Raw genomic sequence first — 23,430 nt, 5'->3', positions numbered from 1 at the left:
CAGAGCGACCGGTCAGGCCTTGTGCACGGTCTTCACGCCGAGCTGCTTGCCCGGGATGTTCGTGCCCGCGCAGCCGAGGCCGTCGAGCGGCACGAACTTCGACGCGGTCTCCTGCGGCAGGTACACGCGCAGGCCCTTGACCGGCGTCGGCTTGCAGACGCCCGGGTCGAAGTTGCGCACCTGCGCGAACTGCAGGTCGGCCGCGGCGGTCTGACCGGGAGCCAGCTTCACCGGCGCGCCCTTGGTGCCGTCGCGCTCGGCGGCCTGGCCGATCTGGGTGCCGTTTTCGCCGCCGACGTAGGACACGCCCGGGAAGCCCTGGATCGTGCACGGCGTGCTGCTGGTGTTCTTGATCAGCAGCGGCCGGTACTCCGAGCCGGCGCCGGCGTCGCCGCCGCCCAGCGACAGGGACACGTCGCCGGCCTTGCACAGGCCGTTGTCAGCGGGTGGTTTCTCGGCCGGCGCCGTGCCGCCGCTCGGGGCGGACGACGACGCGGAAGACGGAGCGGACGACGCGGCGGACGAAGCCGACGACATCGGGCTGCTCGACGGGGTGTCCGAACTCGCCGGGCCGCTCGCGGCGGGTGCGCCCTGGCCGCACGCGGAAAGCAGCAGCGCCCCCGACGCGCCCACTGCGGACAGGAAGACCAGGGAAATCCACGGTTTCTTCGTGTTTGCCATCTCACTCGCCTCGCTGTGCTGGTGAACGCCTAACTGAGTGAAACCTTCATCCGGAGGACGTGCCAGGTCCGGACGGGGTTGCTCCGCATCCGGTGAGTTCCCCACCGGGCCCGGCTTCACTCGGCGTTTCCCCGCACGAGTGACCGACCGCTCACGAAAGGCGGGTATCGACCCAGCGGAGGCACTCCCATCCGTGGTCGCGGGCTTCCAGCTCGACGAACTTCGTGTTCGGGATCAGGGCCTCGTTCGCCAGCTCCGCGGGCACGTTCGAGGCCAGCCATTCCCCGGCGAGCCGGATCGCGCCGCCGTGGCTGACCAGCACGACCACCCCGTCCGGCGACGTTTCCTCGTGCTTGGCCCGCAGTTCGTTCGCCGCGCCGAGCATCCGGTCGCGCACCTGCGTACCGGTCTCGCCACCGGGGATCGGGACCTCGAGGTCGCCTTGGGTCCAGGCCTTCACCACCCGCAGGTAGACGCCGATCGAATCCAGGTCCGTGTTGCCCTCGAGGTCTCCGGCGTCGACCTCCTTGACGCCCTCGATCACCTGCACGTCGAACCCGAACGCCTCGGCCAGCGGGGCCGCGGTCTGCTGCGCACGCACCGCTTCCGACGCGTAGACCGCCACGATCGGCTCGTCTTTCAGCTGTTCGGCGAGCGCCGCGGCCTGCTCACGGCCGAGTTCGGTGAGCGGCGGACCAGGCAACGCGGTGTCCAGCGCCCGGCGAACATTGCCCTCGGTCTGTCCGTGCCGGACCAGCAGCAACCTCATGCGCCTTCTCCCTTCAAAACCGCGTCGACCCACGCCTGCGCGTCGAGGAAATCCTGGTTCCCCGCGCCCTCTTCGATGGTGGCCGCGACCTCGTCGGCGCGCGGGTGCGAACCGAGGAAGCGCAGGTGGCAGCGGCGGCGCAGGGCGGTCATCGCGTCGATGATCCGGGGTTCGGCGACGTGGCCCTCGAAGTCGATGAAGAACCGGTACTCGCCGAAGTTGTTGCGCGTCGGCCGGGCGTCGATCCGGGTCAGGTTGATCCCGCGGCCGGCCAGTTCGACCAGCAGATCGGACAGCGTCCCGGTGCGGTTGACCGCCGCCGCGACGATCGACGTCCGGTCGGCGCCGGTGGGCGCGGGCAGCTCGCCCGGGCGGCGCACCATCAGAAACCGGGTCTGCGCGTCGCGGACGTCGGCGACGCCGGTCGCCAGCTCCTCCAGCGGGTAGTGCTCGATCGCGACCGGCGCGGACACCGCGGCGTCGAAATCGCCCTCGACCACGCCGACCGCCGCCGCCGCGGTGGACGACGAGGCGACCGGGGTGGCGTCCGGCAGATTCGTTTCCAGCCATGCGCGCACCTGCGCGAGCGCGTGCGGATGGCTCGCGACGGTGCGGATTTCGCCGCTGCCCGGCCGTTTGAGCACGCTGAAGTGAATCGGCAGGATCGTCTCGGCCGTGGCGACGAGCGGGTCCCCGTCGCTGAGCCCGTCGAGCGTCGCGGGGACCACGCCCTCGACGGAATTCTCGATCGGCACGCACGCGGCGTCCGCGGCTCCGTCACGGACGGCCTGCAGCGCCAGCCGGACGGTCTCGTAGGGGGTCAGGTCCTCGCCCGGCGCGAGCGCGCGGGCGGCCTGCTCGGTGAACGTGCCCTGAGGGCCGAAATACGCGATCCGCAACACGACGGTCAGGCTAGCGACCGCGGGCGTGGCGCTTTTCACTCGGACAGCCGGTGGCTAAACCGGTTACGCCGGGTGGCGTTTTTTGCCATGCTGGAACGGTGACCGCCGACTCAGGCACACACGCCGGGCACGGGGAAGCCGGTTTGCCGGGTTCTCCCCGAACGCCGGAATTGGTGCTGTGCGCCGTCGATGAACCGCTGGCCGCGGCGTGGACCTCCGCCGTGGCGGATTTCGGCGGCTCCGTCCGGGTGCACCGCGGTTCGGTGCTCGACATCTCCGCACAGGCGGTGGTCAGCCCGGCCAATTCCTACGGCTGGATGCGCGGCGGGATCGACGCCGTCTACTCGCGGGCGTTCCCCGGCATCGAGCAAAGCGTGCGCAGCGCGGTACTGGCTTCTTACGGCGGTGAGCTGCCGATCGGCGAGTCGGTGATCGTCCCGACCGGCGAATCCGAACCGGCGTGGCTGATCAGCGCGCCGACGATGCGAGAACCCGGCGAACGGCTGCCCGCCGACACCGTCCACCCGTATCTCGCGGCACGCGCGGTGTTCCTGCAATGGCAGCGCGGACAGCTGGATTCCGGCCCGGTCTCCTCGGCCGTGCGGACGATCGCGATGCCCGGGCTCGGCACCGGCGTCGGCGGCGTGGCCCCGGCCGCATGCGCCCGGCAGGTCGCCGCCGCGTGGCAGGAAGTTTTCGGGGCAAACGGTCACCTTCGGTGATCGAATTCCCGCCCCGGTCAGGGGTGCGTGCATCACATCACAGCGCGTTCACGCGCGGTAAGCCCTACCGTTGATACGGCGTTACGGAAGTAGCGCAGACGGAGCCAGCGCAGGCGACGGCCGAGGAGTGTGCGATGCCCACACGGGTCCGTGAACTCAGCCCTTATGTAGAGCTGCATCGGGAACAGTGGCGGGAGCTGCGCAGCTCCACTCCGCTGCCGCTGACCGCGGACGAGCTGGTCCGGCTCCGCGGGCTCGGGGAACAAATCGATCTCGCCGAGGTCGCCGACGTGTACCTGCCGCTTTCGCGGCTGATCAACCTCCAGGTGAAGGCCCGGCAACAGCTGTACGAGGCCACCACGACGTTCCTCGGCGAGGACTGTCGCAACACCAAGGCTCCGTTCGTGATCGGCATCGCGGGCAGCGTCGCGGTCGGCAAATCGACCACCGCCCGGATCCTGCGCACCCTGCTCGCCCGCTGGCCCGACCACCCGCGCGTCGACCTCGTGACGACCGACGGGTTCCTCTACTCCCGCTCCGAGCTGACCCGGCGCGGGATCATGCACCGCAAGGGTTTCCCGGAAAGCTACGACCGGCGCGCGCTGCTGCGGTTCGTCACCGAGGTGAAGTCCGGGGCCGAGCGGGTGTCCGCGCCGGTGTACTCGCACCTGGCCTACGACATCCTCCCGGACCAGGAACAGGTCGTGGAGCGGCCGGACATCCTCATCATCGAGGGACTGAACGTCCTGCAGCCCGGTCCGAGCCTGACGGTCTCGGATCTGTTCGACTTCTCGATTTACGTCGACGCGCACATCGACGACATCGAGCACTGGTACGTCGAGCGATTCCTGAAGCTGCGGCACACCGCGTTCGCCGATCCCGCCTCGCACTTCCACCACTTCGCCGGACTGCCCGACGACGAGGCCCGCGAAGAAGCGCGGCACCTGTGGCGCACCATCAACGAGCCGAACCTGATGGAGAACATCAAGCCGACGCGTCCACGCGCGACTCTCGTACTCCGCAAGGACGCCGACCACGCCATCAACCGTGTTCGACTGCGGAAGCTCTGAGGGTCACCCACACGCGTCTCTCCGGTCTCGTGTTGCACAGCGGCCGGAGTAATTGACCGATCGGCCAGCGTCTTCGTAACCACTTGGCCGATACCAGCGCACCCGTCCGCAAGCGACCCTGAGAGCAGCAGGACGAGAGCAGTTGACCTGCGGAGGAGGCCACGATGTTGACTATCGTCCTGACCTGGGTCGGCGCGGTATTGGGATTGACGCTGCTGGTCGCGATGGCCGCCGGGGCGTTCGTCGTCGACTTCGACGACGCGCTGCGCGAACGGCGAGTGAAGGCACGCGGCACGGCGGAGCCGACCAGCTGAGGCCTGAGCTTCGGGTCCAGGCAAGATGTGCGGCATGAGTCCGGTGAGCCGCGCGCGCAAGAAGAGTTCCCTACCCACCGCCCCCAGCGTCAACGGTCTGTTCAAGGACGTGCTGCGGGACTTCTCCGCGGTCGCGGCCGAGCCCGGTCCGTTCGACATCGAACTGCTGGGTTCCGAGGTCGTCGGGCAGTGGCGGGACGTCGTCGTGGAGGACGAACCGGAATCGCAGCTGGGACTTGAGCTGATCGCCTTCGCCCAGCGGAAGATCACGCCCGGCGCGGCGGCGCTGCTGGCCGCGCTGAAGGTGCTGGCCGAGTCCGAAGAGGAGCGTTCGGCGGCGGCCGAGGCGCTCGGCGTCGTGCTCGGCCGGGGCATCCCGGAGCCGGAGTGGGCCGCCGAGGTCGGACAGGTCAGCGTCGGCGAATGCTGGCGCACCGGGGACGTCTACGGCGACGAATCGTCGCTGCTGTGCGTCTTTTCCCGCGGCGACCACTCGCTCGGTTTGCTGGCGCTGCTGGACTTCACCGAGGGCGGCCGGGTGCGCGACCTGGTGGTCATCGAGGAGCCGCACGAGGTGCTCGCCGAAATGCGCTCGCAGGTCGAGGAAGACGGCGAACTGGTCGTACTGGAGAAAATCGAGCCCGCCGACGCGCACCGACTGCTGGTGTCCGGGATCGCGGCCACCGACGCGCTGGACGAGCCGGACGTCGGCGAGGACTACACGCGATTCCACGCCATCGCGCTGACCTGGGCGCGTTCGCTGCCGGAGCCGACCGAGGTTCCGCCGGTCGCCGAATGGACTGCCGCGCAGCGCGACGAAGCGGTCTCCCAGTTCCTCGCCGACACGAACCTGCCGGACGCCGACGCCGCCCGCGAAATCGCCAATCTGCTGGTCGACCACGGCTGCCGCACCGAACCGGCGAACCCGCTGCGCGTCGGTCCGGAGAAGCTGGCGAGGTTCCTCGAATCCTTGCTGGACGGCGAATACGAACTGGAAGACGAGGACGCCGTCGCACCGGTCGTGCTGTCCTGGGCGGGCTGGGCCGCGGCGCGCGCCGGACTGTCCGAAGTCGCCACGGCCGCGCTGCTGGAAGAGGTCACCGAGTATCTCGGCGAGTACCTCTCGGACGACGACGAGGACGAGGACTTCAGCGACTACCTCGACGGCACCGAATCCGCCGACGAGGCACTGGAAGTGGTGGCCCGCCGCCGGTTCGCGGTACCCGAACTGTCCACAGTGATCGGTGACGAGGAACTGACCGACCTCGACCCCGGCGACCCGGAACAGCGCAGGCTGCTGGTGATCGGCGCGCACCCGGAGTACCACGAATCGCTGGCCGCGGAAGAATTCGACGGCGCGGACGGCCTCCGCCTCGCGCTTGAGACGTCCATTGTGGACCAGCTGTGGGACGACGAGCCCGCCGAGGTGTGGACCGCCGCGCAGAACCTGCTGCAGCAGGACCTTTCCCGCGCCGACGTCCTCGACCGCTTGGTGACTGTCCTCGAAGGACAGTTGACCGAAACCGAGGAAGAAGACCAGCTGGACTACGACCTCGACGCCTACCGCGCCGCCTTGGCCGAAATCTAGCCCTTCGGCAGCGCGATCCGGGCCGACCGGATCTCCGCGAGCAACCGGGTCTTGCGGCGGTGGACGTTCACCAGCTCGGCGACGTAGCCGGTGAACTCCTCCGCCGTCCCCGCTTGCTTGTGGAGAGTGCGCAGTTTTTTGAGGCACTGCGCCGCTTCCCGGTACGCGCCGGCTTCTTTCTGCGCGATCAGCTGCTCGATCCGTTCGCGGTATTCCGGAATGGACTCTTCTTCTTTTCGCGGCACCTCTTTTTGCCGCGGTGCCTCTTTTTGCCGCGGTGTTTCCTTCCGCTGCGGAGTCAACACGCGCGCCGCGTAAGCGATCGCCTCGCTGTGCCGCCCAGCCGCCCGCAACACGCGGACGATCTTGAGACTGACGTCCACCCGCGGCGGTTTGGCCGCGAGAATGGCGACCAGCCCGTCCACGTCCCCGCTCGCCTCGGCGATTTCCTCCTGCAGCCGCTCGGCGATCTCGCGCTTTTCGGCCTGTTTCCCGCGCAGCACTTCGTCCACAATGGACTTCATCCGGGCGAGCCCGGCGTCCCCGAGCGCCGCCGCGAAATCCGCCACCGCGACCGCCCGCCCACTGAACGCCGCCTCCAGCACCCAGTCCGCGAGCAGCTCCGGATCCGGCGGCCGAGCCGCACAAGCCCGCGCGTACAGGGCGACCGCCTGGTCAAGCCGCACCTCGAGGTCCGCCGCGAGCGCACCGTGCTGCTCGAGCATGCCCACGATGTCGTCCACCGCCCGCCGCGCGAGCGGCGCGAGATCAGCGCGGCTGCCCGAGTCGAGCAGCCGCCGCACAGTATCGAGAACCGCACCGATTTTGGCGGTGTACTCGACCGGGTCGGGGACGCTCACGCGAACAGTCTGCCGTATGGCCCGTAACCGGCGTGTGGGCCAACGGCGTACTCTTTTCGGCCCAACCCGGACACCCCAGGTGAGCACCGCGCGTGATAATCAGGTCCGGTGACTCTAGAAGACCTCACCCAGCGCCTCCGCGACTTCGCCGCCGCCCGGGACTGGGAACCGTTCCACACCCCGAAAAACCTGACGATGGCCCTGTCCGGCGAAGTAGGCGAGCTGATCGCCCTGTTCCAGTGGCTGGCCCCGGAGGAAGCCGCGAACTGGCGCGCGGACCCGGCCCAGGAGTTCAACGTCCAGGACGAAATCGCCGACGTAATGCTGTACCTGGTCCGGCTGGCGGACGTACTGGGGATCGACCTGCTGGAAGCGGCGAACGCGAAGGTGGACCGGAACGAGAAGAGGTTCCCTCCGCTAGCCCGGTGAAACCGGATCAATCGCCGACTCGGCCGCTTCCCTGGCCGTATCGGTTGAGAGACACTGAGCCGGTGGATAGTGCGCCGCCGGCGTTCTCGACCTGGATGGAGCAGGCCGCGCTCGACGAGCTGAGAAGCCAGGGAGTACGCCGTCCTTTCCGGACCGGCACCCGGCTCTTCCGGCAAGACGATCCGCACGGAAGCGTGTTCCTCATCGAATCCGGCCTGGTCACGGTCTCTGTGGCGGACGCCGACGGGACCGAGCTGATTGTCGGCATCTACGGCCGCGGCGAACTCATGTGCGAGGTGAGCGCGGTGGAGAAGAGTCCGCGATCGGCTTCTGGCGTCGGCAGGCGGCCAGGGTTCGTCACCGAGATCCCCGGATCCGCGTTCCGTGCTTTCACTGTCCGCCACCCGCAGGCGATGCGGTACTTGCTGACCGCGGTCCGGCTGCGGTTGCAGCGAGCCGAACAGGCTCGGCTGACCCAGCTCTCGGTCGACGTGCTGGGCAGGGTCGCGCAAACCCTGCTCTCGTGGGCGGAATCGTTCGGTCGCACCGGCCCGAGCCACATCACCATCACCGGGTTCTCCCGGCGCGAGCTGGCCCAGACTGTCGGCGCGTCGCCCAAGTCGGTCGACGCCGCGCTCGCCCGGTTGACCTCCGACGGCGTCGTCCGCACCGGACGGTTGCTGTTCGTCCTGCGTGATCTGCCTCGCTTACGGGCGCTTGTCGAGCGGTGACGATTAGCACGATTCCGCTCCCCTGTCTACCCACGAGGTGGTAGTCGACGGGCCAGGTCGTATCGAAGACTCTCCGCACCGGATCACGGGAAGGGGAGAAAAAATGCCAATGCCCAGCTCAAAAGCGCTGTTCGGCTACGACATCGTCGACTCGTCCAAGGTCGACGACGATCAGCTCGACGACCTCCGACGCGACGCGAAAAAATTCGTCGAAGCGGCATTGACGGAGTCCGGTGCAGACCTGACCGCACGCGCCAACTACTCCTATACCGGCGACGGCTCCCTGTCGGCTTTTCCAGAGCAGAACCTGCCCGCGCTGGTCGACGCCGCGTACTTGCTCCAGCCGAAGCTGTACCAGCACAACCGCCGGCACCGTCCGGCCATTCGGCTGCGGCTGGCAGTGCATACCGCACCGGTCGTCGTGACGGAGGACGAGCGCTATCAACGGCCGACGATCAACCTCTCCCGGCTTCTGGCCGCGAAAGCGTTCGACGAACTGGTGAAGGACCTCGAAGCCCGTCGCGAGGTGCCGGTAGCCCTAGTGGTCTCGGACCAGACCTATCGGGCCGCGGTGAAAGGCAGGCACACCGCCCACCTGCGCCCGGACCAGTTCGCTCCCTTGCGCCTCGGCCACAAGGAGTTCGGAGAACAGGGCTGGGTCTGGGCGCCCGGGCTCGATCCGGAAGCATTGCCCGACCCCGCGAAACCCAGCCGGTCCTCGACGCCAAGCGTCGCGCGGAACCCGAGCAGCAATGGGTCGGCACCGCAGTTCAACACTGAAACCGTGTACGGGGTGAACCTGCAAGGCTCGAATTACGGGCCGATCGAGTCGACCATCCAGGTTCCTGGCGGGCCGCGGTGACTGCGGCAACCGAAGCACCCGCCTCCGAATCTCCGTCCGTCGAGTCCCCGGCACCCGACAGTCCAGCCGCCGCGGGCCCGGTGGATGCCCCAGAACGAACCGAATCTCCCACCGTCACCGGGACAAACGTCGAAGGCGACCACAACGGGGACATCTACCAGATCTTCAAGCCGGATGAACCGGAAACCGCCAAGTCCAGCCTGGTGGAAGGACCGGTGCCGGAGGACCGGATCACCCAAGCCGCCGAGGCGTTCTGCTTCCCCGAGCGGTTCGCCGATGCGGCTGCCATCCTCCGGAAGCGGCATCTCGTCGTGCTGGCCGGACATTCAAGTGGGCGGACCCACTCCGGAATCCGCCTGCTGATCGACCTCAACCTCGAATCGCTGCACCACCTCAACCCGACCCGTCCGCCGAAAGATCTCTTGACCCGCCAGGCGACTACGACCGGTTACCTGTGGGCAAATCACGATGCCACCGGTTGGTCGCCGGAGGACTGCGAGCGCACGCTGGACCAACTGTCGGAGCGGCTTCGATCGCAGCACTCGTATCTGGTGCTGACTTTCCTGGGCAAGCCGGAACTAGGCAACGTCACTAAATACGTCGCCGAATTGGCCGCACCACCGACAGCAGCCGTCGTACAGGCGCATCTGACCGCGCGCGGAATCTCCGACGGCCGCCGGGCCGAACTGCTCAGCGAGATCGACCTCGAAACCGTCTCGCCGGTGCATCGTGGACCACGCCATGCCGCGGAAGTGGCTCGACTGCTGGCCGCGGTCGAAGCGGGAGAACATTCGTTGGCCGATGTGAAAGCCACGTTGACGAGCCGTGCTGACGAGGACATCCAGGCCTGGTTCGAAGAGCACCCCGACGTGAGCAGCAGGGCTCTCGCCATCACTGTTTCCTTGCTCGAAGAATGCCCGTATTACGATATCGCCTCCGCTGCCAATAAACTCGAAAAAGTACTGGCCAATCCAGAGAACGAGGAAATCTGGCCTTACCAGCCGCCTGATCTCCTCGAGCGGAGCAGGAGCGACCGGCTGAACTCGGTCCACGCACACGTCGTGCGCAACGCCTCTGGTTCGAACATCGCGCTAGGGCCGGTCAAGTTCAGCCGTCCGGGTTGGGGGCCACGGCTGCTGAGCTTCGTGTGGACCGAGTTCGAACGGGTCCGGCCCGTCATTCAGGAATGGCTGTGCACGCTCACCAAGGAACTGCTGAGCGAGTCGCCAGCACAACGAAGGGCACTGACCCGATTCGGCACCACACTGGCCTCCGCCGCGGAACCCAACCCGATGCAATGGGTTCTTCCTTGGCTAGGCCCGGACAAGCCAGTCCACAGCCAGACCATGGCCGCGACGGTACTGGGCGCGCTGTGCGCCAACCCCGGGTACATCCAGCAGATCAAGGACGTCTTGCGGCATTGGAGCAAGCCGAACGCACCAGCCTGCTACCGCCATGCGGTCGCGATCGCCTGCGGAGTCGAATTCGGAAAATCTCATCCAGAATTCGCTATGACCCAACTGGGAAGGCTCACCAAGAACTGCGACGAGAGCCTCCGGTACTTGATCCCGAGGGCCGTGCAGGCGCTGCTGGCCGAGCCCAACAATCGAAGCCTGGTCCTGAGCACCGCGGCGGTGTGGCTGCTCACTGGAGGGGCACAAGCCCAGGCCATGGCTTATCAGTGCGCGATCAAGGCTCTTTTCGTCGCCGGAGCGGAGAAACCGCTCACCGAACGCGACAAGCCCGCGGTGCGGCTGGTCGGCTCAGCACTGCTCACAAGCCGGAAGTACCGACCGCTGATGATGCGATGGCTGGCCAACCAGGGTGCCTTGGCGACTATCTCCGCCAGCGAGGCCGCGAAGAGCAGATACCTGCTGCACACCCTCCTCACCGGCGACTCCGATTTTGTCCGGCGTTTTGGATACGACCTCCGAAAATATCTGGACGCCCACCGTGACAACTCTCGAGGACTCGCCCGTCAACTCGATCTGATCGTGAAGGAAATCTGAGATGGAGAACGAATCGCCCTACCAGTCTTGGCACGGGGTGCGCCGGCTTCCCCGTCCCTTCGCTGCCATCCTGCGCCATCAATCGCGCAAGCGGCACGACCGGGTCCTGGTCGCTCGCTGCGACGACGGAATGTGGGCCAGCACGAATCTGCACCTGGGCTCTACGACCGGCGTGCACAAGCTCGGGCTGAGCATGGCGAAGCACGTGAAGGACCTCTACGAGGTCGACATCTCGCCGACCAGCATGACCTTTACGAGCGTGTTCGAAACAGCGAACGAAGGCGGCATCGTAGAGGCGACTATCTCGGTGATCTGGCAGGTCACCGATCCGGTCGCCCTGATCTACCGGCCGAAGTTCGATCACCTCGACGCCATCCGCAGCAGTGTTGAGGACCGGCTGCGCCCGGTCGTGCACCGAACCGCGTTGGACGAGGTAGAAGACCTCGCGGACGTCGCCGACCGGCTGCTCGCTCCGATGATCCCGGTGAGCGAGGGCCCCATCTCGTGGGGCAAGGCCGACACGCTCTTCCGCCTCAACGGTGCCGGTTCCCTGCACCGGCACGCACTCGAGACGATCCGGCGGGCTCGCATCGTCGACCGTGAGCAACGCGAAATGGACCGTGAGCGCATCAGCTTTTTCAGCGAAGTGATCGATTCCGGCAAAGTGAGCCTGCTCGCCATGATGCTGAGCCAGGACAAGGTGGAGGTGAAGACGGTCCTCGACTACATCCACACCTACGACATCCCGATCGGCCGAAACCTGCTCGACAGCGACGACCCGTTCCGCAACGCGGTGGGACGACTGATGAGCGAGGCCGACGACTTCGACCGCCAGGAAATGCGGCTCGCGCTCCTCGACTCGGCGAACTCACGGGGCCGCGACAGCGAACTGGCCAAGCTGCGCGCAACACTGGACGAGACGCTTGCGGGCGAACGCCGGAACGGCTCCCGCCCGCGTTCCAACGGCTCGAGTCCGGGATGAGGTCTCATTGCCCGCTGGTGTCGTGCGGCACCACCGGCAGACGAACCGCCCCATGCCCCGTAACCTGGAGATATGCCGATCCAGGTGCTGCTCGTAGACGACCACGAACTCGTCCGGCGGGGCCTGCGCGACCTGCTCAGCGACGAGGCCGACCTGGAAGTGGTCGCGGAGGCCGGGAGCGTCGAGGAGGCGCTCGCGGTGGCCATGCACGTCGAGCCGGATGTCGCGGTCGTCGATGTTCGGCTCGGGGACGGCGACGGCATCACGCTCTGCCGCGAACTGCGGTCCAAGCCGAATCCGCCGGCCTGCCTCATGCTCACCGCGTTCGACGACGAGGAAGCCATGGTCGGCGCGATCATGGCGGGTGCTTCGGGCTATCTGCTCAAGCAGGTTCGCGGCCAGGACGTGGTGAACGCGGTCCGCGAGGTCGCCGCCGGACGGTCGCTGCTCGACCCGGTCAGCACCGCTCGCGTGCTCGACAAGCTGCGCCATCCGCCGACCGACGAGCTGGCCGCCCTCACCGACCGCGAGCGCGACGTCCTGGAGCTGATCGGACAGGGGCTGTCGAACCGCGAAATCGCCGAACGGCTTTTCCTCGCCGAGAAAACGGTGAAGAACTACGTGACGTCCGTGCTGGCGAAGCTCGGCATGCAGCGCCGCACCCAGGCCGCGGCGTGGATTGCCCGGCGCGGCAAGTGAATCAGCTGCCCGCGACGGCGCGACCGTAGCGTTCGGACAACAACTGCAGCCGCGGGATCAGCTCCGGCGGCGATTCGACCGTGAAGTCCATCATCAGCATTCCAATGTAGACAGCCACGGTGTCCAAACTGTCCGCGCCGGTGACGAGTACGCATTGGTGCTCGTCAAGGGGTTCGACGACGCCGACCGTCGGATTGATCCGCGCCAGCACCTCGTCCGCCGGGGCGTCGATGCGCAGCCGCGCGTGCACGATCCACCCGCTCGCCGCGATCGTGCGCATCGCGAAGGCGGTGTAATCCCCGCCCGGCAAGGGATTCGGCTCGAACCGGCGGCGGGTCGGCATCCGCGGCTGCATCAGGTCGACGCGGTAGGTCGCCCAGCTGCCGTCCTGCGGGTCGCGCGCGACCAGGTACCACCTTCGTTGCCAGCTGAGCAACCGGTACGGCTCGACCAGCCGCAGCTCGTCCGCGTAGTCGAACTGGAGCCATTCGACATGGCGGATCGCCCGCGCGACCTCCTGCAGCACGGTGCCGTCGACCTCCGGATCGGGCGCGTCGGTGCCGGTGTTCTCCGGACCGCGGTCGATTGTCGAGCGCAGGGCGTCGACCGTCGGACGCAGCCTCGACGGCAGAACCTGCTCAAGCTTCGCGAGCGCCCGCGTGCCGGCCTCCTCGATCCCGGAGATACCCGCCGCCGCCCGCAGCCCGACCGTGACCGCTACCGCCTCTTCGTCGTCCAGCAGGAGCGGCGGCAGCTTCCCGCCCGAGCCCAGCCGGTAGCCGCCGACGTTCCCGCGCGTCGCCTCGACGGGATAACCCAGGTCACGCAGCCGTTCGACGTCGTGCCGGATCGTGCGGGCCGAGACGCCCAAGCGCTCCGACAGTTCCCGGCCGCTCCGCCCAGCGGCCGTCTGCAGGAGAGCGAGAAGCGCCAGCAACCGCGCCGTCGGATCGGCCATCGAAACTCCTTATTCTATTAGGAACTAATCCTACCTAATAGCCTCCTAGTGTTCTTCTCATGACGAACGCAACCGCCTCCCTCGCCCTCCGCCCCTTCACCGTCGAGGTCACCGACGCCGAACTCGCGGACCTGCACGACCGCCTCGCCCGCACCCGCCTGCCGCAGCCGTCGCCGACCGACGACTGGGACGCTGGCACCCCGAACGCCTACCTGCGGACGGCGCTCGAGGCGTGGCGGAGCTTCGACTGGCGCGCCGCCGAAGCGCGGATCAACTCCTTCCCGCACTTCACCACCGAGATCGACGGCCAGACGTTCCACTTCATCCACGTCCGCTCCGACCATCCCGGCGCGACGCCGCTGCTGCTCGCGCACACCTACCCCGGCTCGTCGGTCGACTACCTCGACCTGATCGACCACCTCGTCGACCCGGTCGCGCACGGCGGCCGCGCAGAGGACGCCTTCGACGTCGTCATCCCCGACGCGCCCGGCTACGGCTTCTCCCAGCCCGTCGCCGAAGCGGGCTGGACGGTCGCCCGCGTCGCCGTCGCGTACGACCGCTTGATGCGCGGCCTCGGGTACGAGAGCTACGGAATCCACGGCTCGGACAACGGCGCGATGGTCGCCAGGGAGCTCGGTGTGCTGAACCCGGACGGTTTCCTCGGCCTGCACGTCCTGCAGCTGTTCTCGTTCCCGTCCGGCGACCCGGCGGAATTCGAACGCCTCGAACCGGCCGATCACGCCGGCCTCGCGCACATGCAATGGTTTCAATCAGTCGGTGACTACAACACGATGAACGCGTCGCGCCCCCAGACGGTTTCCGTTGGCCTCAGTGACTCCCCGATCGGATTACTCGCCTACAGCGAGCTGTTCAACTCCTTCGGCAACGGGACGTCGCTGGTGCCGCTGGAAACGATCCTGCTGGAGGTGAGCGTGAACTGGTTCGCCAACGCCGCTTCCGGGATGAGCCGCAGCTACCTGGAGAACGCCCGCGCACAGGCCGAGCCGCGGGTGAGCGACGCGCGCACCGGGGTCGCGGTGTTCAAGGACGACTTCCAGACCATCAAGACCTTCGCCGAACGCGACAACACCAACATCGTGCACTGGAGCCGCTTCGAGGAAGGCGGCCACTTCGCGGCGATGGAACGCCCCGCCCTCCTCGCCGGCGACATTCGCGCTTTCTTCGCTAACCGCGACTGACTCCTGCTGATTCCGCGCCCAAACCCCGCCCGCGTTGCTGCGGACGGGGTTCTCGGCGTCCAAGACAGAGCTGTGGGTAGCCGACTTCCAGGGAGTGGTTCACCCAATTGAGTGCCGAATGGATGTTCGATTCTTCGCTACCATGGGGAACGGCTCGGTGGCAGAGCGAATTCGAGGAAGGAGTGTGTTCGATGACTCGTGAAGGCTGAATCTCTTGGTGCGCGGTGTGTTCACAGCGGTGGGTTCACAACGGCGCGAGGTCGATGCGGCGTGTTTGCCGCGACGATTCAGGACAAACGCGATTCAGACAACGCAGACACAGCGCGTTTCCTGCGATCCGAGGCGGCGGATTCTAGGTGGCTGGCTTGAAACAGTGCTAGGTCGAGGTGACGTTTCGGTACTGCGCTAGGTCACCGCGACGCGGGGTCGACGACACAGTGCAGAGCTACGCCGTGCTGTGCGGCTGCCCCTGCCGAGTCCGATGCGATGTCAACTCGGTGCGATGTAGTTACCGCGACGTGCGCGCGCGGCGCGGTAACTGCCGCTTCGGAGTCCGCTCAGGACTCGACGCTGGGCGGGTTATTGCCTTATTGGCTTATTGGCTTATTGCCTTGGCAGCCAAGGCAATCCGGTCACGGCGTTCGGTGCAACGCGAACTGTCGCCGGTGCGGCGGAGTCGCCGTGCGGTGGAGTCGCAGCGTGATGGCTCCGTGGTGGCTACGCGGTGGGCGTCCCGTCACAGCTGCAAGAAGCGCGGTCGCGCGTGCGGTGTCGACGTTGCGGCATGGCTGCTTCACAGTCGATCGCTGCACCGCGGTTGTTCGTCGCTGCGCCGCAGTAGTCGTCGCCGCACTGCGGTTCTCGCCGCCGCGGTGCGGTTGTCATCGCTCCGCTACGGTTGCCGTCACCGCGCCGCGATTTGCCGTCGCTGCACTGCGATTCTCGTCGCCAGCCGCAGCTCCCCATCGCCACACTGCGGCTGTCATCCCTCCCCTGCGCTTACTGAACCCTGCGCAGCAACGCAACCACCGAACCACTCACTCAAGCGGCAGGTCAAACGCGACCAGTGTCCCCAGACTCGGCGAAGAATTGAGGAAAAACCGGCCACCAGCAGCATCAGCACGCTCGGCGAGATGCCGCAGCCCCCGAGTCGCGACCCCTTGCGGCACCCCGGATCCGTTGTCCCGCACGCGAAGCTTCACACCCTCCGCGTCGCGGGTCAGGGTCACGCGGGTTTCGCTCGCACCGGAGTGTCGGACCACATTGGACAGCGCCTCGCGCAGTGCGGCACGGATGTGGTCGGCCCGCTCGGCGGGGATGTCGGCGAACTCGCCGGACAGCTCCAGCGTCGGCGGATACCCGAGCAACTCGCCGGCGATGCGCACTTCGCCGCGCGCGGATTCGGCGAGGTCGGTCGGGGTGCCGGGGTCGTGTCGTGGCTCCGGCGAGCGCAGGGCGCGCACGGTGCCGCGGATTTCCTCGATGGTCTGGTCCAGCTGGTCGATCGCGTCGGACAGCCGGGCCCCGTCGGCCTGCGCGAAGCGTTTGCGCATGTTGCGGCGGACCCGGTCCAGTTGCATGCCGGTGCCGTAGAGCCGTTGCACGATCACGTCGTGCAGCTCGCGGGCAATGCGTTCGCGCTCTTGGTAGAGGGTGACGCGATGCCGCGCGTTCGCGCCCTCCGCCAGCGCGAGCACCACCCCGGCCTGCGCCGCGAACGCCGCGAGCATCTCGACCGTGCCCGCGGAAAACGGCTCGCGACCTTGTCGTCGGTACACCGTGAGAGCACCAAGCACCCGCCCGCCGGAACCGAACGGCGCGGCCGCGAACGGTCCGTACCCGCGCAGTTCGTCCGGCACATACGGGGCCGTGCGCGGGTCGACGATGAAGTCCTCCGCCGCGATCGGCTCACTGCCGCGCGCGACCTGGCCCGCCGCGGAATCCGTCCCGAGGGTCAGCCCGCGCAGTTCCCCGACCGGCCCGCCGTCACCGTCGCCCGTCTGCACCTCGGCGAGAAAGCCGTCGACCCCATACGCCGCCTCGACCACGACGCGCCCGTCATCGGCGCTGACCATCGCCAGCCCGAGGTCCGCGTCCGCCAGCTCGACGGCTCTGGCCACGACTGTTTCCAGCACCCCCTCCGGGTCGTCCCCGGACAGCGCGGTGCTGGTGATCTCCGTAGCCGCGGAAAGGGCGCGTGCGGCGAGTGTCGGGTCCATAAGCAACTCCGACCTTAGCGCGGAGCCCTGCCCCAGACCCGAAATCGTGACCGTCACCAACAACCCTCCGTCACGCCGCCACCCGCGGCAACGCCCGCCGCACGACGCGCCCGTCCCGGACCTCGAAAACGATGTCCGCTTGCAGCTCTTCATCCGCATTGTGCGTTACGTGCACGACCGTCCGTCCAGCAAGCTCTGTACGCAACGTCGCCCGCAACGCCCGCGCCGTGGGCTCATCGAGATGCGACGTCGGCTCGTCAAGCAACACCAACTCCGCCGACGGAGCCGCCAGCAACGCCCGCGCCAACGCCACCCGCTGCGCCTGCCCACCAGACAACCCGGCCCCGGCGCTGTCGAGCACCGTCGCCAAATCCAGCTCCGGCAACTGCGCCTGATCAAGCACCCGCCGCAAATCGGACGTCTCCGCCAGCGGATCAGCGAGCCGCAAATTCTCCGCCACAGTGGTCGAGACAAGCATCGGCTCCTGCGGCGCCCAAGCCACCTTCGCCGGCACCACGACCTCGCCGCGACGAGGCTCGAGGAACCCCAGCAAGGCCGCCACCAACGTCGACTTCCCAGCCCCGCTCGGCCCGACGACCGCGACATAAGCCCCGGCCGGCACGCTCAACTCGACGTCCTTCAGCACCGCCTCGCCGCCAGGCCACCCCAGCTCGGCACCCCGCAACCGAACCGCAGCTGCACGCTCCAAGTCCGGCTCGTCGACGGACTGAGCGACAAGGGAACCCGCCGGTTCAGCGCGACGGGCTTCTTCGTCAACGCCCTCGGAGGAATCAGCCGCACCACGCGAACGCCCTGCTCCCGCGCGACCTGCTACTTCGTGGATGCCCCCAGTGGAACCAGCCGCCGCGCGCGCTCGGCCATCCGCTCCGCACGCACCCCCGGCAAAACCAGCCGCGCCCTGCGAACGTCCAACCTCCGACTCGCCGACCACCGCGCCGAGCCGAATCCGAGCCGCTCGCAGGGTGTCCCAATGCACCGCCGCCTGCGGCAACAGCGCCAATACCTCGGCCAGCGCCAACGGCACCAACGCCAGCAGCGGCGCCATCACCCCCGCCAGCTCCCCACGCCCGACCGCTCCCGCCGCCAGCATCGTGCTGACCACTGCGGCCGCCCCGGTCGCCAGCGTGATCAGTGCATCCGCCGCGCCTGCGCCGAAGGCCTGCCGTCGGGTGTCGGCGGCCAGTCGGGTGTCCGTCGAGGCCAAGTCGCGGCGACGCGAAGCCGCCCCGCCGTAAGCGAGCAGTTCCGCCGCCGACGAGAACAGCACCAGCACCCGCGCAGCGACGTCCCGGCGTCCAGCAGCCAGGGCCGAAGTCGCCCGTCGCTCCAACCGCAACGCGACCGCCGGTGCCGCCAAGCCGACCAGCACAGTCAAGGCCAGTACCAAACCGGCCGACGGCAGCACCAACGTCTGCACCGCGACAGCCCCGGCCGCGACCAGCCCGACCACGATCGGCGGCGACACGACTCGCGGCAGCAGATCGCGCACCGTGTCGACGTCCGTCACCAACCGCCGCTGGCTCTCCCCGGCTTCGAGACTGCGCGCAGGACCCAAGCGCACCAACGCATTCCATAGCCGAACACGCAACCGTCCGGCGATCCGGAAGGCGGCGTCGTGCGTCACGAGCCGTTCGACATACCGGAGTCCGGCCCGGCCGAGTCCGAACGCGCGCACCCCGACGACCGCGACCGTCAAGGTCAGAATCGGCGGCTGCAACGAAGCTTTGGCGATCAACCAGCCAGAGGTCGCGGTGAGGGCGATCCCGGCCAAGAGTGCCAAGGCACCTAACAGGGCTCCCGAGAACAGCCGTCGGTCGAGCAGCATCCGCCAAGGAAGCGGTCGGGCATCAGAACTGTCCGAAGTGGACTCACTGACCGCCGCGGGAGCCGAGTCCTGAACAGCGACTGCGGCTGAACGTTCGTGCGCAGCGATGACCGCCGCCGCACCGTTTTCGACGGCTCGCTCGACGGCGTCCATGACCCGGCGCGCGTTGACGTCGTCCAGGTGTGCGGTCGGCTCGTCCAGCAGGAGCAACCACGCGCCTGACTGAACTCGCAACAATGCCCGAGCCACGGCGACGCGCTGGCGTTGTCCTTGGGAAAGCCGGTCGACCGGACGGTCGGCGAGGCCGTGCAGGCCGAGTTCGCCGAGCATCGCGTCGACGTCCGGTCCAGCGACCGCGAGTTCTTCCCGCACGGTGCCGCCGCTGAAAACCGGCGACTGCGGGACCCAGGCGATCCCCGCGCGCCACCGTTCGAGGTCGGCCTGAGCCAGCGGTACGTCTCCGGCCAGCACCGACCCGTCGTAGGACGGCACGAAGCCCAGCAAGGTCGCTAGCGTGGTCGATTTACCGCCACCGCTCGGCGCGCGCAGCCACACGATCTGGCCGCGCCGGACGGAGAAACTCTCGCCGTCGGGAGCGAATCCACCGCGTCGAGCGACTTTTAGGTCGGACACAACCAACGATCCACAGGGCGCGGTCCGCGTTCCTTCGGCCGGGACCGGTTCCGCGAGCACCGCGGTCACCCGGCGGACCGCTTCCACGCCGTCCTCGCTCGCGTGGAATGCCGCGCCGACCGCGCGAATCGGCTGGTAGCACTCGGGAGCGAGGATCAGCACGCCGAGTCCGATCGCCAGCGGGAGCGATCCCGACACCAGCCGAACGCCGATGACGACCGCCACCAAGGCGACCGAAAGCGTCGCCGCGAGTTCGAGCACGAATGCCGAGGAGAACGCGACGCGCAACGTCTTGAGCGTGGCGCGACGATGCCGGTCCGACAGTTTCCGGACGGTTTCGGCTTGAGCGTCGGCTCGCCGGAACGCGGTGAGCACTGGCAGCGCCCGCACCAGTTCGAGCAGCAGGCCGGACATCCGGTGCACCGCGTCCGTCGCGCCGGAAACGCAGTCGGCGGTGAATTTTCCGACCAGGACGGCGAACATCGGCAGCAACGGGACCGTCGCGGCGATGATCACCGCCGACGGCCAATCTGTCCACAGGATCGCCGCGCCTGCCGCGACGGGAACGACCGCGGCGGTGACGAGCGCGGGCAGGTACTCGCGGAAGTAGGAATCGAGTGCGTCGAGGCCGCGGGTCACGAGGGTCGTGAGTTCGCCGTGGCCGCGGCGGGCGAGCCATTCCGGGCCGAGGCGCAACGCGTGGTCGACGACGCGGGCGCGCAGGTCGCGTTGCGCGGTCGCGGCGGCGCGGGCGGAAACCACCCGCACCGCCCAGCTGGTGCCCGCGCGGCCCACGACGAGCGCGAACAGGACAGCCAACTGGACGGTGCGGCCCCCTTCCCCCAGCCCCCGGGAGACCACGTCCGCGAGGATGTCCGCCAGCAGAAAAGCTTGTCCGACAAGGAAAACCGCGTTCCCGAACGACAGCACCGCGACCAGGATCAGCGCTCGGCGCGCGGCCGGCCCCAGGGCCGAGAGCGCGCCGAGCGGACCCTTGCCCGGCCGCACAGGGTCCATGGGGGACCCGGTGGCGGAAAGGGGTGCGCGGCCGGGAAGCTCGGTCATGGTGCGTGCACCGCCGGGATGTGCTGGACGCCGATGCGCTTGCGGAACACCCAGTAGGTCCAGCCTTGATAGATCAGCACAGCTGGCGCCCCGAACGCGCCGACCCAGGTCATCACCGTCAGCGTGTAGTGGCTGACCGCGCTGTTCATGATGGTCAGCGAGTGCGCCGGGTCGAGCGTGGACGGCAGGACGTTCGGGTAGAGCGCCCCGAAGAAGGTCACCGCGGCGGCCGTGATGACGACCGCGAGCGCGGCGAACGCCTGCCCGTCGCGGTCGACGTAGAGCCGCAGCCACGCGACCGCGGCCGCGAGGACGACGATCACCAGCGAGAAGAGCGTCCACAGTTTGCCTTCGCGGACCTGGACGACCACGAGGAACGCGACCAACGGCAGCAGCCCGACCGGGAGGATGCGCAGCGCGATGGTGCGCGCGCGTTCCCGCAGGTCACCGGTCGTTTTCAGGGCAAGGAACGCCGCGCCGTGCACGAGCGAGAACCCGACGATCGCCACCGCGCCCAGCAGCGTGTCCCACCGGACCGACTCGAACGGCGACCCGACGCGGTTGCCTTGCGCGTCGAGCGGCAGGCCGAGCACGGTGGTCGCGAGCAGCAGCCCGACGCCCAGCGGAGGGATCCAGGAACCGATGATGATCACGCGGTCCCAGACGCGCCGCCAGCGTTCGGAGTCGACCTTGCCGCGGTACTCGAACGCGACGCCGCGCCCGATGAGCGCGATGAGGACGAGCAGCAACGGGAGGTAGGCGCCGGAGAAAAGCGACGCGTACCAGCCGGGGAACGCCGCGAAGGTCGCCCCGGCCGCGACGATCAGCCAGACCTCGTTGCCGTCCCAGACCGGCCCGATCGTGTTGACGAGGACGCGCCGCTCGGTGTTCGTCTTCCCGAGCACCGGCAGCAGCATCCCGACGCCGAAGTCGAATCCTTCGAGGAAGAGATACCCCAGCCAGAACAACGCGACGATCGCGAACCACAGCGTTTCGAGCGTCATGCCCACTCACCTCGTCCGGCGTGCGCCGGCGTCATCCGGTCGGCCACCGGGTTGCCCCCACGATGGCCCTGAGTTATCCACAACCCGCCGAGTTGTCCACAGATTCGCTGTGGGTAACCCGCGAGAGCCACGAACCGATTACGCTGGGTACGGGGCGTCCCCCCGGTGAGGGCGGGGGCTGCGTTCTCGGCGGGAGGCTGGTCTCGCCAGCCGGTCCAGGCCAGTGGAGCGGGCCGCGCCCAGACCCGGCCCTCCGGGTCTTCTGGCGGCACCCCGGCCCGCTCCACCGGGTCAGTAGGCGAACGAAAGCGCCTGGTCATCGGAATCATCCGAACCTTCATCAGAAGAGGAAGCAGCGGCAGGCGGCATCACCGCGTCCACCCCGCCCCGTACGTACTTGCGCATCAGGTACAGCTCCACCACGCCCAGCACCGCGTACAGCAGCGTCAACGCGATCAGCGACGTCAGGATCTCGCCCACCGTCAGCCTCGACACCGCCTGCGCTGTGAACATCCACATGCCCTCGACGCCGGTCGGGTTGGGCGCGACCACGAACGGCTGCCGCCCCATCTCCGTGAAGATCCAGCCCGCGCTGTTGCCGATGAACGGCGTCGCGATGCCGCCGAGCACCAGCAGCGGGAACCAGCGTCCGCCGGGGATTCGACCGCGTCGGGTGAGCCACAGCGCCAGCAGGCCGATGCCCGCGGAGATCGCGCCGAAGCCGATCATGATCCGGAAGCCCCAGTACGTCACCGGCAGGCTGGGCACGTAGTCGATCGGCTTGCCCGCGAGCGAACCGAGCGCCGGGTCGTCCGGGTAGTTCGTGCCGTATTTCGCCTGGTATTCCGAAACCAGGTTCTCCACGCCCTTGACCTCGGTGGAGAAGTCGTTGTGCGCCAGGAAAGACAGCAGCGCGGGCACGTTGAACGTTTTGACGTCCTCGCAGTTCGCGTTAGCGACGTCGCCGATCGCGATGATCGAGAAGCTCGCTGGCTTTTCCGTGTGGCACAACGCTTCCGCCGACGCCATCTTCATCGGCTGCTGCTCGAACATCAGCTTGCCCTGCATGTCGCCGGTGATCGCCAGTACCGCGAACGCCACCACGCCGACCCAGCCGCCGAGGCGCAGCGACGAGCGCCAGACCTCGCGGTGTTCGTCCGACGTCGAACGGCGCCGCCACAGGTGCCAGCCGGCCACGCCGACCAGGAACGCCGCCGCTACCGAGAACGCGCCGGCCAGCGTGTGCGGGATCGCGGCGAGCGCCGTGTTGTTCGTGAGCACCGCGCCGATCGAGTTCATCGTCGGCTTGCCGTTCACGAACTCGACGCCGACCGGATGCTGCATCCAGGAGTTCGCGGCGAGAATGAAGTACGCCGAGGCCATCGTGGCCAGCGAGAACGCCCACGCGCAGGCCAGGTGCACGCGACGAGGCAGCCGGTCCCAGCCGAAGATCCACAGGCCGAGGAAAACCGACTCGACGAAGAACGCGAGGAGGCCTTCCATCGCGAGCGGCGCGCCGAACACGTCGCCGACGAACCGGGAGTAGGCGCTCCAGCTCATCCCGAACTGGAACTCCTGCACGATCCCGGTCACCACGCCCATGGCGAAGTTGACGAGCAGCAGCTTGCCCCAGAACTTCGTCATCTTGAGGTGCCGCAGCTTGCCGGTGCGCACCCACGCCGTCTGCATGGCCGCGACCAGCACCGAAAGTCCGATGGTCAGCGGGACCATCAGGAAGTGGTAGACGGTGGTGATGCCGAACTGCCACCGCGCGAGCTCAAGGACATCCACGTGTCCGATCCTCCGCGCGCGCAGTCGCGCCAGCCAGTTCAACACGTCCTGAACCAGCCGGGACCAACGTCCCGCCGACCTGCTGGAATCCGGGTCC

The 23,430-nt window shown here is 68.1% G+C and carries 20 protein-coding genes; 11 read left to right on the top strand and 9 right to left on the bottom strand.

Annotation, left to right across the window (positions count from 1 at the left end):
• Nucleotides 1–12: 12 nt before the first annotated feature.
• The 3 genes from WA670_RS05055 to pheA form a co-directional block, all read right to left on the bottom strand.
• Nucleotides 13–681, bottom strand: a complete 669-nt coding sequence (locus WA670_RS05055) for a DUF4232 domain-containing protein (protein ID WP_037807032.1) — start codon at nucleotides 679–681, stop codon at nucleotides 13–15.
• A gap of 151 nt (nucleotides 682–832) precedes the next feature.
• The gene (locus WA670_RS05050) at nucleotides 833–1,450 is read right to left on the bottom strand and encodes a histidine phosphatase family protein (protein ID WP_037807031.1); all 618 of its coding nucleotides are present in this window, start codon (nucleotides 1,448–1,450) and stop codon (nucleotides 833–835) included.
• The gene (gene pheA, locus WA670_RS05045; protein ID WP_037807627.1) at nucleotides 1,447–2,352 is read right to left on the bottom strand and encodes a prephenate dehydratase; all 906 of its coding nucleotides are present in this window, start codon (nucleotides 2,350–2,352) and stop codon (nucleotides 1,447–1,449) included. Before pheA ends, WA670_RS05050 begins: the two co-directional genes overlap by 4 nt.
• A gap of 98 nt (nucleotides 2,353–2,450) precedes the next feature.
• Between pheA and WA670_RS05040 the strand changes: the two genes are divergently transcribed.
• From WA670_RS05040 to WA670_RS05025, 4 genes are all read left to right on the top strand, one after another.
• Entirely contained in the window at nucleotides 2,451–3,074 is a 624-nt protein-coding gene (locus WA670_RS05040) for a macro domain-containing protein (RefSeq protein ID WP_043837850.1), read from the top strand.
• Between the two features lie 134 nt (nucleotides 3,075–3,208).
• Nucleotides 3,209–4,144 (top strand): type I pantothenate kinase, encoded by a 936-nt coding sequence (gene coaA, locus WA670_RS05035; RefSeq protein WP_043837852.1) that lies wholly within the window; start codon nucleotides 3,209–3,211, stop codon nucleotides 4,142–4,144.
• Nucleotides 4,145–4,308: 164 nt separating this feature from the next.
• Nucleotides 4,309–4,458 (top strand): hypothetical protein, encoded by a 150-nt coding sequence (locus tag WA670_RS05030; protein WP_009085794.1) that lies wholly within the window; start codon nucleotides 4,309–4,311, stop codon nucleotides 4,456–4,458.
• A gap of 34 nt (nucleotides 4,459–4,492) precedes the next feature.
• Nucleotides 4,493–6,046, top strand: a complete 1,554-nt coding sequence (locus WA670_RS05025) for a hypothetical protein (protein WP_336157010.1) — start codon at nucleotides 4,493–4,495, stop codon at nucleotides 6,044–6,046.
• On the opposite strand, the gene WA670_RS05020 is transcribed toward WA670_RS05025, so the two are convergent.
• Entirely contained in the window at nucleotides 6,043–6,906 is an 864-nt protein-coding gene (locus WA670_RS05020) for a hypothetical protein (protein WP_336157009.1), read from the bottom strand. The two genes, WA670_RS05025 and WA670_RS05020, sit on opposite strands and share 4 nt — an antisense overlap.
• Nucleotides 6,907–7,014: 108 nt before the next feature.
• On the opposite strand from WA670_RS05020, the gene WA670_RS05015 reads away from it, so the two are divergent.
• The 6 genes from WA670_RS05015 (at nucleotide 7,015) to WA670_RS04990 (ending at nucleotide 12,618) form a co-directional block, all read left to right on the top strand.
• A complete protein-coding gene (locus WA670_RS05015; protein WP_336157008.1) occupies nucleotides 7,015–7,335 on the top strand; it encodes a nucleotide pyrophosphohydrolase in 321 nt (106 codons plus the stop codon).
• A gap of 62 nt (nucleotides 7,336–7,397) precedes the next feature.
• On the top strand, nucleotides 7,398–8,066 hold the full coding sequence (locus tag WA670_RS05010; RefSeq protein ID WP_158714396.1) for a Crp/Fnr family transcriptional regulator: 669 nt from the start codon (nucleotides 7,398–7,400) through the stop codon (nucleotides 8,064–8,066).
• A gap of 109 nt (nucleotides 8,067–8,175) precedes the next feature.
• Nucleotides 8,176–8,928: an adenylate/guanylate cyclase domain-containing protein gene (locus WA670_RS05005; protein ID WP_037807018.1), complete on the top strand. Its 753-nt coding sequence runs from the start codon at nucleotides 8,176–8,178 to the stop codon at nucleotides 8,926–8,928.
• Nucleotides 8,925–10,937: a hypothetical protein gene (locus WA670_RS05000; RefSeq protein ID WP_336157007.1), complete on the top strand. Its 2,013-nt coding sequence runs from the start codon at nucleotides 8,925–8,927 to the stop codon at nucleotides 10,935–10,937. The genes WA670_RS05005 and WA670_RS05000 overlap by 4 nt, the downstream gene beginning before the upstream one ends.
• Nucleotide 10,938: 1 nt before the next feature.
• Nucleotides 10,939–11,919, top strand: a complete 981-nt coding sequence (locus tag WA670_RS04995; protein WP_037807013.1) for a hypothetical protein — start codon at nucleotides 10,939–10,941, stop codon at nucleotides 11,917–11,919.
• A 72-nt stretch (nucleotides 11,920–11,991) separates the two neighbouring features.
• Nucleotides 11,992–12,618 carry a response regulator gene (locus WA670_RS04990; protein ID WP_009085782.1) on the top strand — a complete coding sequence of 209 codons (627 nt, stop codon included), beginning with the start codon at nucleotides 11,992–11,994 and terminating at the stop codon, nucleotides 12,616–12,618.
• Nucleotide 12,619: 1 nt separating this feature from the next.
• Here the strand turns inward: WA670_RS04990 and WA670_RS04985 are convergent, their stop codons facing one another.
• Nucleotides 12,620–13,576 carry a helix-turn-helix transcriptional regulator gene (locus WA670_RS04985; protein WP_336157006.1) on the bottom strand — a complete coding sequence of 319 codons (957 nt, stop codon included), beginning with the start codon at nucleotides 13,574–13,576 and terminating at the stop codon, nucleotides 12,620–12,622.
• 59 nt (nucleotides 13,577–13,635) lie between these two features.
• Between WA670_RS04985 and WA670_RS04980 the strand changes: the two genes are divergently transcribed.
• Nucleotides 13,636–14,775, top strand: a complete 1,140-nt coding sequence (locus tag WA670_RS04980; RefSeq protein ID WP_336157005.1) for an epoxide hydrolase family protein — start codon at nucleotides 13,636–13,638, stop codon at nucleotides 14,773–14,775.
• A gap of 1,037 nt (nucleotides 14,776–15,812) precedes the next feature.
• On the opposite strand, the gene WA670_RS04975 is transcribed toward WA670_RS04980, so the two are convergent.
• The 4 genes from WA670_RS04975 to WA670_RS04960 all read right to left on the bottom strand — a co-directional run bounded on the left by WA670_RS04975 (nucleotide 15,813) and on the right by WA670_RS04960 (nucleotide 23,333).
• The gene (locus WA670_RS04975) at nucleotides 15,813–16,994 is read right to left on the bottom strand and encodes a GAF domain-containing sensor histidine kinase (RefSeq protein ID WP_134664496.1); all 1,182 of its coding nucleotides are present in this window, start codon (nucleotides 16,992–16,994) and stop codon (nucleotides 15,813–15,815) included.
• 70 nt (nucleotides 16,995–17,064) lie between these two features.
• A complete protein-coding gene (cydD, locus tag WA670_RS04970) occupies nucleotides 17,065–20,490 on the bottom strand; it encodes a thiol reductant ABC exporter subunit CydD (RefSeq protein ID WP_336157004.1) in 3,426 nt (1,141 codons plus the stop codon).
• A 44-nt stretch (nucleotides 20,491–20,534) separates the two neighbouring features.
• The gene (gene cydB / locus WA670_RS04965; protein WP_037807007.1) at nucleotides 20,535–21,542 is read right to left on the bottom strand and encodes a cytochrome d ubiquinol oxidase subunit II; all 1,008 of its coding nucleotides are present in this window, start codon (nucleotides 21,540–21,542) and stop codon (nucleotides 20,535–20,537) included.
• A 291-nt stretch (nucleotides 21,543–21,833) separates the two neighbouring features.
• Entirely contained in the window at nucleotides 21,834–23,333 is a 1,500-nt protein-coding gene (locus WA670_RS04960; RefSeq protein WP_037807005.1) for a cytochrome ubiquinol oxidase subunit I, read from the bottom strand.
• Nucleotides 23,334–23,430 lie beyond the last annotated feature (97 nt).

The sequence above is a fragment of the Amycolatopsis sp. VC5-11 genome (assembly GCF_037034185.1).
Taxonomy (GTDB): domain Bacteria; phylum Actinomycetota; class Actinomycetes; order Mycobacteriales; family Pseudonocardiaceae; genus Amycolatopsis; species Amycolatopsis nivea.
Note: the sequence above shows the minus strand (reverse complement) of the source record. Positions and strands in the feature narration are given on the sequence as shown.

Excerpts from the sequence above, each read along its gene's own strand:
- WA670_RS04975 (WP_134664496.1), bottom strand. The coding sequence starts at position 16,994 with ATGGACCCGACACTCGCCGCACGCGCCCTTTCCGCGGCTACGGAGATC.
- cydD (WP_336157004.1), bottom strand. The coding sequence starts at position 20,490 with ATGGACCCTGTGCGGCCGGGCAAGGGTCCGCTCGGCGCGCTCTCGGCC.
- WA670_RS05005 (WP_037807018.1), top strand. The coding sequence starts at position 8,176 with ATGCCCAGCTCAAAAGCGCTGTTCGGCTACGACATCGTCGACTCGTCC.
- WA670_RS04995 (WP_037807013.1), top strand. The coding sequence starts at position 10,939 with ATGGAGAACGAATCGCCCTACCAGTCTTGGCACGGGGTGCGCCGGCTT.
- WA670_RS05025 (WP_336157010.1), top strand. The coding sequence starts at position 4,493 with ATGAGTCCGGTGAGCCGCGCGCGCAAGAAGAGTTCCCTACCCACCGCC.
- WA670_RS05050 (WP_037807031.1), bottom strand. The coding sequence starts at position 1,450 with ATGAGGTTGCTGCTGGTCCGGCACGGACAGACCGAGGGCAATGTTCGC.
- WA670_RS04985 (WP_336157006.1), bottom strand. The coding sequence starts at position 13,576 with ATGGCCGATCCGACGGCGCGGTTGCTGGCGCTTCTCGCTCTCCTGCAG.
- cydB (WP_037807007.1), bottom strand. The coding sequence starts at position 21,542 with ATGACGCTCGAAACGCTGTGGTTCGCGATCGTCGCGTTGTTCTGGCTG.
- WA670_RS04990 (WP_009085782.1), top strand. The coding sequence starts at position 11,992 with ATGCCGATCCAGGTGCTGCTCGTAGACGACCACGAACTCGTCCGGCGG.
- WA670_RS05030 (WP_009085794.1), top strand. The coding sequence starts at position 4,309 with ATGTTGACTATCGTCCTGACCTGGGTCGGCGCGGTATTGGGATTGACG.
- WA670_RS05055 (WP_037807032.1), bottom strand. The coding sequence starts at position 681 with ATGGCAAACACGAAGAAACCGTGGATTTCCCTGGTCTTCCTGTCCGCA.
- WA670_RS04980 (WP_336157005.1), top strand. The coding sequence starts at position 13,636 with ATGACGAACGCAACCGCCTCCCTCGCCCTCCGCCCCTTCACCGTCGAG.
- coaA (WP_043837852.1), top strand. The coding sequence starts at position 3,209 with ATGCCCACACGGGTCCGTGAACTCAGCCCTTATGTAGAGCTGCATCGG.